This is a genomic window from Castellaniella sp., from assembly GCF_034675845.1.
Lineage (GTDB): Bacteria > Pseudomonadota > Gammaproteobacteria > Burkholderiales > Burkholderiaceae_B > Castellaniella.
In genome coordinates, this window is sequence record NZ_JAUCCU010000002.1 from 45,826 (window position 1) to 60,092 (window position 14,267).

General features: G+C 60.4%; 15 protein-coding genes and 2 tRNA genes. 8 read left to right on the forward strand and 9 right to left on the reverse strand.

Annotation, left to right across the window (positions count from 1 at the left end):
- Positions 1-7: 7 nt before the first annotated feature.
- A complete protein-coding gene (locus VDP81_RS11810; protein WP_322997010.1) occupies positions 8-832 on the reverse strand; it encodes an RNA methyltransferase in 825 nt (274 codons plus the stop codon).
- A gap of 39 nt (positions 833-871) precedes the next feature.
- On the opposite strand from VDP81_RS11810, the gene VDP81_RS11815 reads away from it, so the two are divergent.
- Together VDP81_RS11815 and VDP81_RS11820 are read left to right on the forward strand one after the other, a co-directional pair.
- Complete coding sequence (locus tag VDP81_RS11815) at positions 872-1,654, forward strand: inositol monophosphatase family protein (protein WP_322997011.1); 783 nt, start codon at positions 872-874, stop codon at positions 1,652-1,654.
- Between the two features lie 10 nt (positions 1,655-1,664).
- Entirely contained in the window at positions 1,665-3,251 is a 1,587-nt protein-coding gene (locus tag VDP81_RS11820) for a TerC family protein (RefSeq protein WP_322997012.1), read from the forward strand.
- On the opposite strand, the gene VDP81_RS11825 is transcribed toward VDP81_RS11820, so the two are convergent.
- The 3 genes from VDP81_RS11825 to VDP81_RS11835 all read right to left on the reverse strand — a co-directional run bounded on the left by VDP81_RS11825 (position 3,248) and on the right by VDP81_RS11835 (position 5,371).
- Positions 3,248-4,075 (reverse strand): UDP-2,3-diacylglucosamine diphosphatase, encoded by an 828-nt coding sequence (locus VDP81_RS11825; RefSeq protein ID WP_323012461.1) that lies wholly within the window; start codon positions 4,073-4,075, stop codon positions 3,248-3,250. The two genes, VDP81_RS11820 and VDP81_RS11825, sit on opposite strands and share 4 nt — an antisense overlap.
- Positions 4,068-4,577 carry a peptidylprolyl isomerase gene (locus tag VDP81_RS11830; protein WP_416233267.1) on the reverse strand — a complete coding sequence of 170 codons (510 nt, stop codon included), beginning with the start codon at positions 4,575-4,577 and terminating at the stop codon, positions 4,068-4,070. Before VDP81_RS11830 ends, VDP81_RS11825 begins: the two co-directional genes overlap by 8 nt.
- Positions 4,578-4,726: 149 nt before the next feature.
- Positions 4,727-5,371 (reverse strand): tetratricopeptide repeat protein, encoded by a 645-nt coding sequence (locus VDP81_RS11835; RefSeq protein ID WP_323012462.1) that lies wholly within the window; start codon positions 5,369-5,371, stop codon positions 4,727-4,729.
- Positions 5,372-5,514: 143 nt separating this feature from the next.
- Between VDP81_RS11835 and cysS the strand changes: the two genes are divergently transcribed.
- The 5 genes from cysS to VDP81_RS11860 all read left to right on the forward strand — a co-directional run bounded on the left by cysS (position 5,515) and on the right by VDP81_RS11860 (position 11,143).
- Positions 5,515-6,963 carry a cysteine--tRNA ligase gene (gene cysS / locus VDP81_RS11840; RefSeq protein WP_322997015.1) on the forward strand — a complete coding sequence of 483 codons (1,449 nt, stop codon included), beginning with the start codon at positions 5,515-5,517 and terminating at the stop codon, positions 6,961-6,963.
- An 8-nt stretch (positions 6,964-6,971) separates the two neighbouring features.
- A complete protein-coding gene (locus VDP81_RS11845; protein ID WP_322997381.1) occupies positions 6,972-7,619 on the forward strand; it encodes a DNA-3-methyladenine glycosylase 2 family protein in 648 nt (215 codons plus the stop codon).
- A 27-nt stretch (positions 7,620-7,646) separates the two neighbouring features.
- Positions 7,647-8,609, forward strand: a complete 963-nt coding sequence (locus VDP81_RS11850) for an acetyl-CoA carboxylase carboxyltransferase subunit alpha (protein ID WP_322997016.1) — start codon at positions 7,647-7,649, stop codon at positions 8,607-8,609.
- Between the two features lie 42 nt (positions 8,610-8,651).
- Positions 8,652-9,779 (forward strand): tRNA lysidine(34) synthetase TilS, encoded by a 1,128-nt coding sequence (tilS, locus tag VDP81_RS11855; protein WP_322997017.1) that lies wholly within the window; start codon positions 8,652-8,654, stop codon positions 9,777-9,779.
- 95 nt (positions 9,780-9,874) lie between these two features.
- A complete protein-coding gene (locus tag VDP81_RS11860) occupies positions 9,875-11,143 on the forward strand; it encodes an aspartate kinase (RefSeq protein WP_322997382.1) in 1,269 nt (422 codons plus the stop codon).
- Positions 11,144-11,197: 54 nt separating this feature from the next.
- Here VDP81_RS11860 and VDP81_RS11865 read toward each other — a convergent pair whose 3' ends face one another.
- From VDP81_RS11865 to VDP81_RS11885, 5 genes are all read right to left on the reverse strand, one after another.
- A complete protein-coding gene (locus VDP81_RS11865) occupies positions 11,198-11,548 on the reverse strand; it encodes an EF-hand domain-containing protein (protein WP_323012463.1) in 351 nt (116 codons plus the stop codon).
- Between the two features lie 20 nt (positions 11,549-11,568).
- A complete protein-coding gene (locus VDP81_RS11870) occupies positions 11,569-11,817 on the reverse strand; it encodes a hypothetical protein (protein WP_322997019.1) in 249 nt (82 codons plus the stop codon).
- A gap of 210 nt (positions 11,818-12,027) precedes the next feature.
- Positions 12,028-12,120, reverse strand: a tRNA-Ser gene (locus VDP81_RS11875).
- Positions 12,121-12,201: 81 nt separating this feature from the next.
- Positions 12,202-12,723 carry a hypothetical protein gene (locus VDP81_RS11880; protein ID WP_322997020.1) on the reverse strand — a complete coding sequence of 174 codons (522 nt, stop codon included), beginning with the start codon at positions 12,721-12,723 and terminating at the stop codon, positions 12,202-12,204.
- 104 nt (positions 12,724-12,827) lie between these two features.
- Entirely contained in the window at positions 12,828-14,060 is a 1,233-nt protein-coding gene (locus VDP81_RS11885; protein WP_322997021.1) for a nucleoside recognition domain-containing protein, read from the reverse strand.
- A gap of 82 nt (positions 14,061-14,142) precedes the next feature.
- Between VDP81_RS11885 and VDP81_RS11890 the strand changes: the two genes are divergently transcribed.
- Positions 14,143-14,217 (forward strand) — tRNA-Arg (locus VDP81_RS11890).
- Positions 14,218-14,267: the final 50 nt, after the last annotated feature.

The window sequence follows — 14,267 nt, forward strand, 5'->3', positions numbered from 1 at the left end:
AGTGGATTCAGTCTGGTTGCTGGGGATGGGCCAGGCGTGCGGTGCGGAGCATGGCTGTGCATAGGCCGCGAAGCATGTCGACTTCGTCGGCGCTGAGATCATTGCGTGTCAACATCTGGCGCATGCGGGGCACCAGTTTTTTGGGATGTTTAGGGTCCAGGAATTCGACGGCCACGAGCGCTTGTTCCAGATGATCCAGCATTGCCTGTACCCGGCTGCTGCTGGCCGGATCGCTGCCGGGGTCATGGCGTCCGTGCGTATCGGGCAGCCGGGCCTGTCGGCTGGCTGGCAACAGCGCATAGCGCATTTCCCAGGCAGCCAGCTGCAGCGCCTGGGAGACATTCAAGGAGCTATAGGCGGGGTTCGCCGGGATGTGGCAGATCTGTTGGCACAGCAGGATTTCGTCGTTGGACAGGCCCGAGCGTTCGGTGCCCAGCACAATCGCGATCTGTGCGTCGGGGTGGGTCAGCGCCGCCGCGGACTGTACGGCGGCCTCGCGGATATCGCATGGGGCAGCCCCCAGGGCACGCGCCCGTGCTGTCAGGGCAAAGGCCAGGGTGGTGGGGGCCAGGGCGTCCGCTAAACTATTGTGGATACAGGCCTGTGCGAGCACGTCGGTAGCGCCGCTGGCCAGGGCCAGGGCGTCGGGGTGCTGCTGCACATCCGGGGTGCCTGGCGTGACCAGATGCAGGGCCTGGAAGCCCATGGTTTTGATGGCTCGCGCTGCCGAACCGACGTTGCCGGGGTGGCTGGGGCTGACCATGACGAAGCGCACTCGCGCAAAGAGATCCGTCCCGGATTGGGGAGAATCGGAGGAAACTGGTAGAGTCATTTAAAATAGCAGCTTATTACCTGTGATCTTTGGAAACTTATGCACCCGATGCTTAACACCGCCATCAAGGCGGCACGCCGCGCAGGCGCCATCATTAATCGCGCCAGCCTGGATCTCGAACGCCTGAATGTGGCCCGCAAGGGCCCAAAAGACTATGTCACCGAGGTCGATCGTGCGTCCGAAGAGTCCATCATCGACATTTTACGCACAGCCTATCCAGAGCATGGCTTTCTGGGCGAAGAATCCGGGGTATTGAAAGCCCTGAGCGGCACCGAGGAGCCCGAATTCCAGTGGATCATCGATCCTTTGGATGGCACCACGAACTTCATCCACGGTTTCCAGCATTATGCGGTGTCCATCGCTTTGATGCATCGTGGGGTGGCGCACCATGCCGTGGTTTATGACCCTACCCGTAATGAAATGTTCACGGCCAGCCGGGGTAGCGGCGCCTTTTTGAATGATCGTCGGGTGCGGGTGTCGTCCTGCCTGCGCTACCATGATGCCCTGTTGGCATCGCATATTCCGCAGTCCACGGCCTTGCCCGCCGGTTCGCCCTTTGTGCCTTTGCTGTCCGCTTGCGCCGCTGCCCGGCGCACGGGTTCCACCGTGCTGGATCTCTCCTGGGTGGCTTGTGGGCGCCTGGATGGTTTTTGCGGGATGGGCTTGAAACCCTGGGACATGGCTGCCGGTAGCCTGCTCATCCTGGAGGCCGGTGGTTTGATCGCCGATTTTCATGGCGAACAGGATTGGCTGACGTCCGGCAATGTGCTGGCCGCTGGCCCGAAGACCTTTGCTCAGATGATGGCGCATCTGCCCGCCTGATATGGAATCCATGGTAGAACTACTGCAGGACCCATCCGCTTGGGTGGGCCTGTTCACCCTGATTGTCCTGGAAATCGTCCTGGGCATTGATAACCTGGTGTTTATCGCCATTCTGGTCGATAAGCTCCCACCCAAGCAGCGCGACCGCGCCCGGGTGCTGGGCCTGGGTCTGGCCCTGTTGATGCGCCTGCTGCTGCTGACGGTGATGTCGCATCTGATCCGTCTGACCACGCCGTTGTTCCATGTGGGCGAAATGGGGTTTTCGGGGCGCGACATTATCTTGATTGTGGGTGGCTTCTTTCTGTTGTTCAAGGGCACCTTCGAACTGCACGACCGCATCGAGGGCCGGACCCAGCATGCCACCGGGTCACGCATCCATGCCGGGTTTGCCGTCATCGTCACCCAGATCGTGATTCTGGATGCCGTGTTCTCGATTGACTCTGTTATTACGGCAGTGGGGATGGTGGACCATCTGGCCATCATGATGGCGGCTGTCATCATTGCCATGGCGGTCATGCTGGTGGCGTCCAAGCCGCTGACCACGTTTGTCAATGCACACCAGACTGTCGTCATTCTGTGCCTGTGCTTTTTGCTGACGATCGGGTTTTCGCTGGTGGCCGATGGCTTCAAATTTCCGGTGCCAAAAGGCTATCTATACGCTGCCATTGTCTTTTCGGTGCTGATCGAGGCCCTGAATCAATGGGCCAAGCGCAATGTGCGTCGTGCGGAAATGCGCCGACCCCTGCGTGAGCGCACAGCGGAAACCGTGCTGTTGATGTTGGGGCGCCGCCCCCTGGCAGGTCCGCCCGAACCCGATGCGGATGATCTGGAGTCGCGGCCCATCCAGGCGTTTGGCGACGAAGAGCGCAATATGGTCAGCGGGGTGCTGACGCTCAGTGATCGCAATGTGCACTCGGTCATGACGCCGCGCACCGATGTCTCCTGGATCAACCTGGAGTCCCCAGTCGAAGAACTGCGTGAACAATTGATTCGCGAGCCGCATAGTTTTTTCCCTGTCTGTCGTGGCACGCTGGACGAAGTCGTCGGGGTGGGGCGCGCCAAGGAACTGCTGCTGGACTTGATCGAGCATGGCGGTATCCGTGAGCCCCGGCTGCGCGAGCCCATTATCGTGCACGAAACTATCCAGATTCTGTCCTTGATGGAGACCCTCAAGCGGTCCCATGGCCTGTTGGTGCTGGTGGCCGATGAGTTCGGGTCGATTGTGGGGGTGGTCACGCCCATCGATATCTTCGAGGCCATCGCGGGCGAATTTCCCGATGAGGACGAAGCGCCCGACATCATCGATCAGGGCAATGGCCGCTGGCGGGTGGATGGCGCAGCCGATTTGCACCATCTTGAACAACTGCTGCATACCGATGGTCTGGTGGACGAGGACGAGGAATATTCCACGCTGGCGGGTTATTTGCTGCGGCGATTCGGGCGTTTGCCGGACGTGGGCGACCAATGCGAACTGGTGCACGATTACGATGCCTTCCGCTTCACCATTGCGGCCCTGGAAGGCCGTCGTATCGCGGCGGTCCAGATCGAGCGCTTGCTGCCTGCCAGTATCGACCCGGAGGCCGAGCAACTGGGCTAGCGGTCTTTAGGGGCGGCCTTAGGCGGCCAGGCGTGTGCCTGTATGCCTGCTGCGCTGATGGAAATCCAGCCCCCGCGGGGGAGCTGGACATGGTCGAATTCCCAGTCGGGCAGCACATGGCGCTGGCCGACCTGTCCGTCGATTTCCAGGGCATGCACCGCTGGCCGGTGGGTGTGCCCGTGGATCAGTGTCGTGCAGTGGGTCATCCGCAAGGCCTGGATAATCGTGTCGGGACTCACGTCCATGATCTGCATGGGCTTGTGGTTGTGCGCCAGGCGGCTGCGTGCCCGCGCCCGGTGGGCGATAACGCGGCGCCACACCAGGGGCAGCGCTAGAAAAACGCGTTGCACCCAGCGGGTGCGCACGACCCGTCGAAATCTTTGGTAGCTGACATCGTCTGTGCAGTATTCATCGCCGTGGGCCAGCAAGATCGGCCCCATGCAGGTATCCAGGCGGCATGGCGCGGCAAGCAGGCGCGCGCCCAGTGCCTGGGCCAGCTTTTGTCCCAGCAAAAAATCGCGGTTGCCGTGCATCAACCATAGCGGAATGGCTTGGGCCGTGAGCCTCAGTTCGTCCAGGGCTTCCGCCAGCCAGACAGGCGGCTGCTTCAGCGCATGGTCGTCGCCGATCCAGGCGTCGAAGATATCGCCGCATAGAATCAGTCCTTGGGCTTGTTGGCGAGCCAGGGCCAGAAAATCATAAAAAGCGCGGTTCGTCCGGGGGACGCCTGCGCCTAGGTGTATATCGGAGGCAAGCCAGAGGGTGTGGTTTGCCGCCAAAGAGAGGGTGCCACCAGGGGCACCCGGACAAGCCGTCTTATTCAACAATCGTGGCGGATTCGATGATGAGATCATCCACGGGCACGTCTTGGTGGAAGCCTTTATTGCCGGTCTTGACCTTTTTCATTTCGTCGACGACGTCGGTGCCTTCGATGACGCGGCCAAACACGGCGTAGCCCCAGCCATTAGGCGTGGGCGAGGTGAAGTTGAGGAAGTCGTTGTCGGCGACATTGATGAAGAACTGGGCGGTGGCCGAGTGAGGGTCTGATGTACGGGCCATGGCCAGGGTGTAGCGGTCGTTCTTCAGGCCGTTATTGGCTTCGTTTTCGACGGTGGCGTTGGTTTGTTTTTGTTTCATGTCGGCGTCGAAACCACCGCCCTGGACCATGAAATTATTGATCACGCGATGGAAGATGGTGCCGTTATAGAAGCCTTCCTTGACGTAGTTCAGGAAGTTTTCGACCGTTTTTGGGGCCTTTTCGGCGTCCAGTTCGATCAGCATGTCGCCCTTGTTGGTGTGGAGTTTGACCTGCGGGTGTGTGCTCATGGATTGGCCTTGGGTAGAGTTGGAAGGGGTGGCGGCGCCGACCAGGCCGGGGGCCATGACCAGGGTGCAGCCTAGGCTGAAAACCCGCATCCAGGACAGGATGCGTCGTGATAAGGAGCTAGCGTGCATGAGGTTTTATCGAGAAAAAATTAGTGGGTGGCCTGGGCGGCCTGCGCCCGGGCGAAGGCTTCCTGGGCCAGTGCCATTTGAACATGGCCCACGTTTTCCAGGGCCGGTGCGAAGCCCGGATCGGATGCCAGCGCCATGTTCAGGGCATTGAGCGCAAGCTGCAGACGTCCCTGGCCAACGTATTCGACCGCCAGGGCGTTCCAGGGTTCGGGTAGTTCGGGGAAGCTTTCGGTCATGGATTGCCACAGGGCAATGGCCTGATCGTGCCGACCCAAGGCGCTGAGTGCGCGGCCTTTTTGGTATAGCAGCTGGACGTCATCGCCCAGTGGGTTGGAGGCCGCCAGTGCCTGTTCGCGTTGCTGGATCAGGGTCAGTGCATCCAGGGCGTGACCTGTATCGATCAGCCGGGCAATGCGGTTGGTCAACTGGGATGGCGTCAGCGGAATGGCGGTATTGGTGGACGGGGCTGCCTTTTCCAGGATGGCGGCAAAGGCTTGCCAGCCGCCATCAGGGGCCTGGGCATCGGTAAACTGGCCGGTGGCAGGATCAAACATCAGGCCTTGGACTGCAGCGTTGGACGCGGTAGTATCAGGGGGTGCGCTGTGCGCAGGCCAGGCTGCCAGTCCGGCACATAGGGTCAGGGTAGTCAAAAAAACACGGGTCACAGCACACAACGCCCAATGAAAGTTTTAATAAAGGGTTTCGGGGACAAGGCCCGCAGACGGTATACTTGGCAGTTCATTTTACATCCCCTTGTGTCGCTACATCGTCTGGCGTGCAGGGATTGCTTGACTTCAATTTACTAGACATGCTGCACATTTATAACACCCTTTCGCGCCAGAAAACCCCGCTGCAGACAGCAGAGCCGGGGGTGGTGCGGATGTACGTCTGCGGCATGACGGTCTATGACTTCTGCCATTTGGGCCATGCCCGTATGCTGGTCAGCTTCGACGTCGTGCAGCGCTGGCTGCGCGCCACGGGCTATCAGGTGCGCTACGTGCGCAATATTACCGATATCGACGACAAGATCATCCGCCGCGCTGTCGAGCGCGACGTGCCGATCAGCACGTTGACTGAATTCTTTATCGCTGCCATGCGGGCCGACGAAAAGGCCTTGGGCGTGCAGGCGCCGGATGCCGAGCCGCGTGCCACCGAACACGTCGCGGGCATGCTCGATATCATCAGCGTCCTGGAACAGCGCGGCCTGGCCTATTGCGGCAGCGATGGTGACGTCAATTTTTCAGTGCGAAAATTCCCTGGCTACGGCAAGCTCTCCGGCAAATCCCTGGACGATCTGCGGGCGGGCGAACGCGTGGCCGTGTCCTCGGGCAAACAAGACCCCTTGGATTTCGTGCTGTGGAAATCCGCCAAGCCCGACGAACCGGCGGATAGCCGCTGGGATTCTCCCTATGGTCCGGGGCGTCCAGGCTGGCACATCGAATGCTCGGCCATGAGCCATACGCTGCTGGGCATGCCGCTGGATATTCATGGCGGGGGGCCTGACCTGAAATTTCCCCACCACGAGAACGAAATCGCCCAAAGCGAAGGCGCCTTTGGCGGCACGTTGGCGACCACCTGGATGCATTGTGGCCCGATGATGGTGGACACCGAAAAAATGTCCAAATCCCTGGGCAATTTCCGGCGTATCCGCGACACGGTGGCGGATCGCCCCACCGAGACCCAGGCGGATTACACCGCCAATCCCCGCGAATCCGAGATGCTGCGTTTCTTTTTGGTGCGCAGCCACTATCGCAGCGTCCAGAACTACACGCCCGATAATCTCCTGGATGCCCAGCATGCTCTGGATCGTCTGTATCAGGCCCTGCTCAATGTCCCGCCCGCTGTGGTTGAAATCGATTGGCAGGCACCTGCGCCCCAGGCCTTTCGGGCGGCCATGGATGATGATTTCAATACGGCCGGCGCGGTGGCCGTGCTGTTCGATCTGGCCAGCCAGGCAAATCGCGACACCAGCGCCCAGGCCAGCGGCCTGCTGCGCGCCCTGGGGGCGATCCTGGGCCTGCTGCAGACCGACCCGCAGGCCTACCTGCAGTCAACGACGCGCTTTTTGTCGACTGCGCTGCAGTCCGAAGCAGCCGCCCTGTCGACCCAGGCCATCGAGGCCCTGATCGATCAGCGCAGCCAGGCCAAGGCCGCCCGTGATTTTGCCCGCGCCGACCAAATCCGTACCCAACTGCGCGACCAGGGGGTCGAACTCGCCGATGTGGCGGGGGGGGCCACCCAATGGCGGCGGGTATAAACATGGACATGCGTCAGCCCGAACCCCAGGTGCAAAGTCCCGCCTATTGGGCACAGGCCTGTCAGGACCTGATCCAGCGTGATCGTATTTTGCGCAAGCTCATCCCGGTCTATGGCCGGGAATCGATACAGACGCGTCAGGGGCCTTACCAGACCCTGATCCGCATTATTGTGGGCCAGCAGATTTCACTGGCTTTGGGGCGCAAGCTCTGGCAGCAGCTGATCCAGGCCTGTGGCCCGGACCTGCAGCCCGATTGCATTTTGCAGCACTCCGAAGCCCAGTTGAAGTCGCTGGGGCTGTCCTTGCGCAAGGCTCAGTATGTGCGCGATGCCGCCCTGTTTTTTCAGCAGCCTGAGCACATGGACCCCGATTGGTGGCAACCGCAGGATAATGCCGCCATCGTGGCGCAACTTTGCGATATTCGCGGGGTGGGCCGCTGGTCGGCCGAGATGTTCCTGATTTTCTTTCTCGGGCGGCCTGATGTTCTGCCGCTCGACGATACTGCCTTGCTTAAGGCTATTTCCCATCATTACTTCAGTGGCGAGCCTGTCTCCCGCTTCGAGGCCCGCGAGGTCTCCCAGGCCTGGGCACCGTGGCGCACGGTAGCCAGCTGGTACTTGTGGCGCAGCATGGATGCCGCTGCTGTCGAATATTGATTTTTTCCTTCCGGAAATCCCGTCCTCATGCGAAATACATTCCTCGAATTTGAACAACCCCTGGCCGAGCTCGATCAGAAAATCGAAGAACTGCGCTACGTGCAGACGGATTCTGCCGTGGACATCTCCGAAGAAGTCGGGCGCCTGCAGCAAAAAAGCCAGTCCCTGGCCAAGAGCATCTACGCCAAGCTCACGCCTTGGCAGACGGCACTGGTGGCACGCCATCCCCAGCGTCCCTACACCATGGACTATGTCCAGGCGCTGTTCACGGATTTTCACGAGTTGCACGGCGACCGCATGTATGCCGATGACCAGTCCATCGTGGGTGGGCTGGCGCGTTTCAATGGCACCCCTTGCATGGTGATCGGTCACCAAAAAGGTCGTGACACCAAAGAACGCGCCATGCGCAATTTCGGCATGCCTTTGCCGGAAGGCTACCGCAAGGCTCTGCGCCTGATGCGCCTGGCCGAGAAATTCCGCCTGCCGATCTTCACGTTTGTCGATACCCCGGGGGCATACCCCGGCGTGGGCGCCGAAGAGCGCGGCCAATCCGAGGCCATCGGCCATAATTTGTTCGCCATGTCCGGGCTGAAAACCCCCATCATCGTCACCATCATCGGCGAAGGCGGCTCGGGCGGTGCCTTGGCCATTGCCGTGGGCGATACGGTCATGATGCTGCAATATGCCACGTATTCCGTGATTTCCCCTGAAGGCTGCGCGTCCATCCTGTGGCGCAGCGCCGATAAGGCCTCTACCGCTGCCGAAGCCCTGGCCATTACGGCACCGCGCCTGAAAGACCTGGGCCTGATCGACCGCGTGGTCAACGAACCCGTCGGTGGCGCCCACCGCGACCCGGACACCATGGCTCGCCAGTTGCACCGCGCCCTGGCGGATGCCCTGCGCGAACTCTCCAGCCTGGATACCGACGAACTCCTGCGCCGCCGCCTGGAACGCTTGACCGCCTATGGACGCTTCCAAGAGACCCGTTAAGGCTGATACGCGGCCTTCGGTCTGATCGGGACATTGATGGGCATGCCGGTGACCTCATCGCCTTGGCGGGCGGCATGCGATGCGCGTCTGCTGGCGGCATTGCGGTCCACCCTGCAGGCCTGGCCGGTCGATATGGCGGTGGGGGTGGCCCTGAGCGCGGGGGCGGATTCCGCCATGCTGGCTTTGCATACGGCGGTGGCAGCGGCGGATGCCGGTCGCCCGGTGCATTGTTTTCATATCCACCATGGGCTGCAGACAGCGGCAGATGATTGGCTGGACCACGCACAGCGATTGGCGGATCTGCTGGGCTTGCCTTGTCACACCCGTCGGGTACAGCTGACCCTGCAAGGGCATGGCATGGAGGCCGCCGCGCGTGCGGCACGCTATCAGGCTCTATCGGAGATGGCCCGCGCCGTGGCGATCCAGCATATGCTGCTGGCGCATCATCAGGACGATCAGGCCGAGACTGTTTTGCTGCGTCTGTTGCGCGGTGCGGGGCCTACAGGCCTGGCTGCCATGGCGCCCAGTATGCAGCGCGACCAGGCCGAGATCATCCAGTATGGTGCTGATGGGCTATCGCCGATGGCCGGGGCCGCAGACCTGGCTGCCAGCATCACCTATCACCGTCCCTGGTTAAATCACGCCAGAGCACGGATCTTGCAGGCAGCGGACCGTTTTGCCGATCTGAGTGCTTGGCAGCCCGTGCAGGACCCCAGCAACCGGGATTGCCGGTATGCGCGAGGGGCCTTGCGCGCAGAACTGGCCCCGGTGCTGGACGCCCACTGGCCTGCCTGGCGTCAGACGCTGGCGCGTCATGCGCGTCAGGCCCAGGACTTGGTGTGCTGGACTCAGGCCAGTGCCTTGGATGATTGGCTGCAGTTGGACCCCCAGGATGAAGATCGTAATTTTTCATTGGTGGCCTGGCGCCGCCTGCCCGCTGTGCGTCAGGCCCCTGTCTTGCGCTTCTGGCTGCAGGGTAGGGGTCTGCGCATGCCCACCGAAGCGCGCTTGAATGCCTGGCTGCTTCAGCTGCGCGGCGTGCATGCCCTGGGGCATGACCGCCAGGTGCAGCTACGCCACGACCATCATTGGATTGTGGTGCAAAAAGGCCGTGTGTGTTTGCTGTCGGCGGTTTCGGATGCCAATACTTTGAGTTCGCCCGGCGAGTAATTGCTGCAGCGCACGAGTTTTCAAAACCCATTAGAATAGTTGGCTTAATTTCCAGCCTGCCTGGCCATGTTGGCCAGCAGCGTTTTTTGCCTACCATCATGCTCATTGTCCAGAAATACGGCGGCACCTCGATGGGGTCTGTCGAACGCATTCAAAATGTCGCGCGCCGTGTGGCCAAATGGCATGCCGCAGGCCATCAGGTCGTGGTTGTGCCCTCGGCCATGTCCGGTGAAACCAATCGTCTGCTGGGTTTGGCCAGGGATATTTCCCCCCAGCCCGACCCCCGCGAACTCGATATGTTGGCTGCGACCGGCGAACAGGCCAGCAGCGCCTTGTTGGCCATCGCCTTGATGCGCCAGGGGGTGGCCGCCCGCAGCTATGCCGGCTGGCAGGTGCCTGTGCGTACCGACAGCAGCTACACCAAGGCCCGCATCAAATCCATCGACGATGCCCGCGTGCGCGCGGATCTGGATGCCGGTCGGGTGGTCATCATCACCGGCTTTCAGGGGATCGATGACGATGGTCATATCACGACCCTGGGTCGGGGCGGCTCGGATACCTCCGCCGTGGCGGTGGCTGCCGCCATGAAGGCCGACGAATGCCTGATTTTCACGGATGTGGATGGTGTTTACACCACCGACCCGCGGGTTGTGCCCGAAGCCCGCCGCATGAATGTCATTTCCTTCGAGGAAATGCTGGAAATGGCGTCCTTGGGTTCTAAAGTCCTGCAAATCCGCGCGGTGGAATTCGCCGGTAAATACCAGGTGCCCATGCGGGTGCTGTCCTCGCTCACCGATCCCTTGATTCCGGTCGACGAGGAAATGCATTCAGGTACGCTTATTACTTTCGAGGAAGATCAGAAAATGGAATCCGCCGTTGTCTCCGGTATTGCCTTTAGCCGCGACGAGGCTAAGGTCACCCTGCGTAATGTGCCCGATACTCCGGGCGTTGCTTACTCTATCCTGGGGCCTGTGGCGGCCGCCAATATTGATGTCGACATGATTCTGCAGAATATCTCGCAGCAAGGCATGACCGATTTTTCTTTCACGGTGAACCGCAATGATTTCACCCGTACCTTGGATCTGCTGAAAAACCAGATTGGCCCGGCAGTCGGGGCAGGCGAGACTGTATCCGACGACAAGGTGGCCAAGGTCTCTATCGTGGGGATCGGCATGCGCAGCCACGTTGGGGTGGCCAGTCTGATGTTCCGTACCTTGGCCGAGGAAGGCATCAATATCCAGATGATCAGCACCTCCGAGATCAAGACCTCGGTATTGATCAACGACAAGTACATGGAATTGGCCGTGCGCGCCTTGCATAAGGCCTTCGAACTGGATCAGGAACCTGTCCGCGTCGATGCCTGATGCGTCAGTTGCCTGTCCCTTGTGAGGGGCAGGCCACTGTACTGGTATTGACGCTTAGCGTGTCAGGTGCTTGTCGCCGTCGAGATCCTGCTGTTCAAAGTCGGCCATGACGGCCTGCATGAATTCGTCCAGATCGATTTTTCCGTCGCCATTGGCATCGAGCTTCTTGAATTGTTCAGGGGTCAGCACGCCGGCTGCCTCGTCAATCGTGATTGCGCCATTGCCGTTCTTGTCCAGGCGCGTGAAGGCGCTGTGCATGAAGATTTCGTATTCGGTCAGGCTGATCTTGCCATCCTTATTGGTATCCAGTTGCTCGAAGTGAGCAGTGGACCAGGCTGAGGCTGGCTGGGCCAGCACAGGGGCGGCGGCAAACAAAAGGGACAGAAGAAGCACGTTTTTTTTCATGATGTTGTCCATGTAAAGCCTTAACGGCATCCCATCCGATTACCGACGTAGCCACCGCCGCCTATGCCTGCTGCCGTGGCCAGGGTTTTGCCAGAGCCACCGCCGATGGTGCTGCCCACCAGCCCACCGATGACAGCCCCGCCCACAGTGGCGGCAATGCAGTCGAATTCGGATGTGTTGTTGCTGCCATACCGATTGGTGCCGGGGGCCTGGCAGGCGGCCAAGGCCCCGGTGGCTAAGAGGACCGCAAACAATGCAGATTTGCCCATGATCAGAATCTCCTGCTGGTAAATAGGTATGAGGTTGTCGTGCTGATGATACCGTGAATCTGCCGGGGATTGCCCGTGAATGGCGGCGCCCATTTTGGCGGGCGTGCAGTTGGCGTTTTTACAGGCTTCGATTTGAGAGCTAATCAGTCGCATAAGACCTGATTGCAAATACCGAAAAAAGAAAAACCCCTTGAATTTCAAGGGGTCAGCTGGCGGAGACGGAGGGATTCGAACCCTCGATGCGGGTATAAGCCGCATGCTCCCTTAGCAGGGGAGTACCTTCAACCACTCGGCCACGTCTCCAGCAAAGACGGAATTCTAGCATAAGAAGCGGGTCATGGAGAAAATCATGACGACGCGCTCGTTCGTAGTCGATGTCCTGGTTTAAAACCGGGGGGCCATCTGCTCCTGGTCATACATGGGGTCGGGGCCGGGATGAAGTTTCGTGACCTGCTGGCCGTCCCGGCCCATGAAGACATACATCAGCGAATTCCAGACATGGTCCTGCTTGTAGCGGTAGCTCCAGACCAGTTGGCGTACGCTGGGCAGGCCCACTGGCTCGATCTCGGCGGGCGGCCCAAATTCGCAACGAACCTGCTCGGCAGACCACGTGCCTTGCTTCAGAATCTGGAAATGCTCGTCGGTCAGGATTGGCACAACTGATTCTACGCGCCCCTGGGTATCCAGGTTGGCCCCCCAGGCGTATTGTCCATAAGGTTGGCGCGACCAGATCACGCGATCTTGGCCGTGGCGGTTAATACATTGCAGCGTAGGCGTCCCGAATTGCGCGATGACTTGCGGCAATGGTGTGCCGGGCGGGGTAGCCGCGATATTGGCGCAGCCCGTCAGCAGCAGGAGGACGCCCAGTGAGGGCAATATGGAGATCGGGACGGTTCGTGTGCTCATGGTGTATGTATCCGCAGGCTTGCTGCTGTCTGTGCCGCAGGTGCCCGCCAAGGCGGGTGTAGCGGGTGGCTCTACAATTTTAGGCTGTCTTGTTCGGGGAAAGTTCAGCCAAAAAACCAATAGCATACGGCGATGGAGGCCAATACTCCGGCCAGGTCGGCCAAGAGGGCGCAGCCAACGGCGTGACGTGCGCGTTGGATGCCGACGGCGCCAAAATATACGGCCAGTACATAGAAGGTGGTTTCTGTGCTGCCTTGTACCGTGGCGGCCAGCAGCGATGCAAAGCTGTCCGGCCCGCTGTGCTGCATGGTTTCGATCAGCAAAGCGCGTGCCGCGCTGCCTGAAAAAGGCTTGACCAGCGCGGTGGGCAGCGCATCCACGAAACGCCCGTCCAGCCCCGCCAGTTGTACTGCCCAGCGGATGCCGTCCAGCAGCAGATCGAGTGCGCCGGAGGCCCGCAGCACGCCCACGGCGCATAGCATGGCCACCAGATAGGGCAGCAGGTTTTTGCAGACGTCGAAACCGTCGCGTGCGCCCTCGATGAAGCTGTCATACACCGGTATGCGCTTGTAGGCTCCGACGAGCAAAAAGGCAATAATCACGCCAAATAGCGCCAGATTGCCCATCAGAGATGAGAGCGCTGCAACTGCCGTGGCGCTCAAGCCGGCCAACAGGGCCATGAAGCTCCCCAGCGCCAATGCTCCAGTACCCAGCCAGGCCAGCACCACAGGGTCATAGAGCTTCAGTCTTTGCATGTAGGCCACGGACAGCAGGCCCACCAGGGTCGAGACGGAAGTCGCCAGCAGAATCGGCAGGAACACCAGCGTCGGGTCTGGCGCACCCTGCTGGGCGCGATACATGAAAATCGTGACCGGCAACAAGGTCAGCGACGATGAGTTCAGCACCAGAAACAGGATTTGCGCATTGCTGGCGGTCTGGGGGGTGCTGGTATTGAGTGATTGCAGTTCGTGCATGGCGCGCAGGCCAATAGGGGTCGCAGCGTTATCCAGCCCCAAGGCATTGGCGGCGAAGTTCAGCGTGATCAGGCCCAGGGCCGGGTGGCCGACAGGCACCCCGGGCATCAAGCGTCTGAATAGTGGCCCCAGCAGGCGAGCCAGCCCCTGAACCAAGCCGGCGGCTTCGGCAATGCGTAGAAAGCCCATCCACAGCGTCAGCGTACCAAACAGCAGCAGCATCAGCTGCACCGATAGATCGGCCATGTCGAACAGGCTGGCGATCAATTGCGCAAAGATATCCGGCCTGTCCAGTACCAGCCACTGAAAAATGGCCGATACCGCTGCGATCAGAAAGAAGCCTAGCCAGAGGAGGTTGAGCATGGGGGAGGGGGATCAGCAGGAGCAATGTGACTGCTTTATACTACTAGATTGCCTGTCTTTGCACATTTTCGCGCGGCCCCCAGTCTCCTTAGTTAAATGGATATAACTTTCCCCTCCTAAGGGAAGATTGCAGGTTCGATTCCTGCAGGAGACGCCAGTCATTGCGACTTGTTGGCCAGGCGGCTGCAAGCCGTGTTCCGGGGCGTA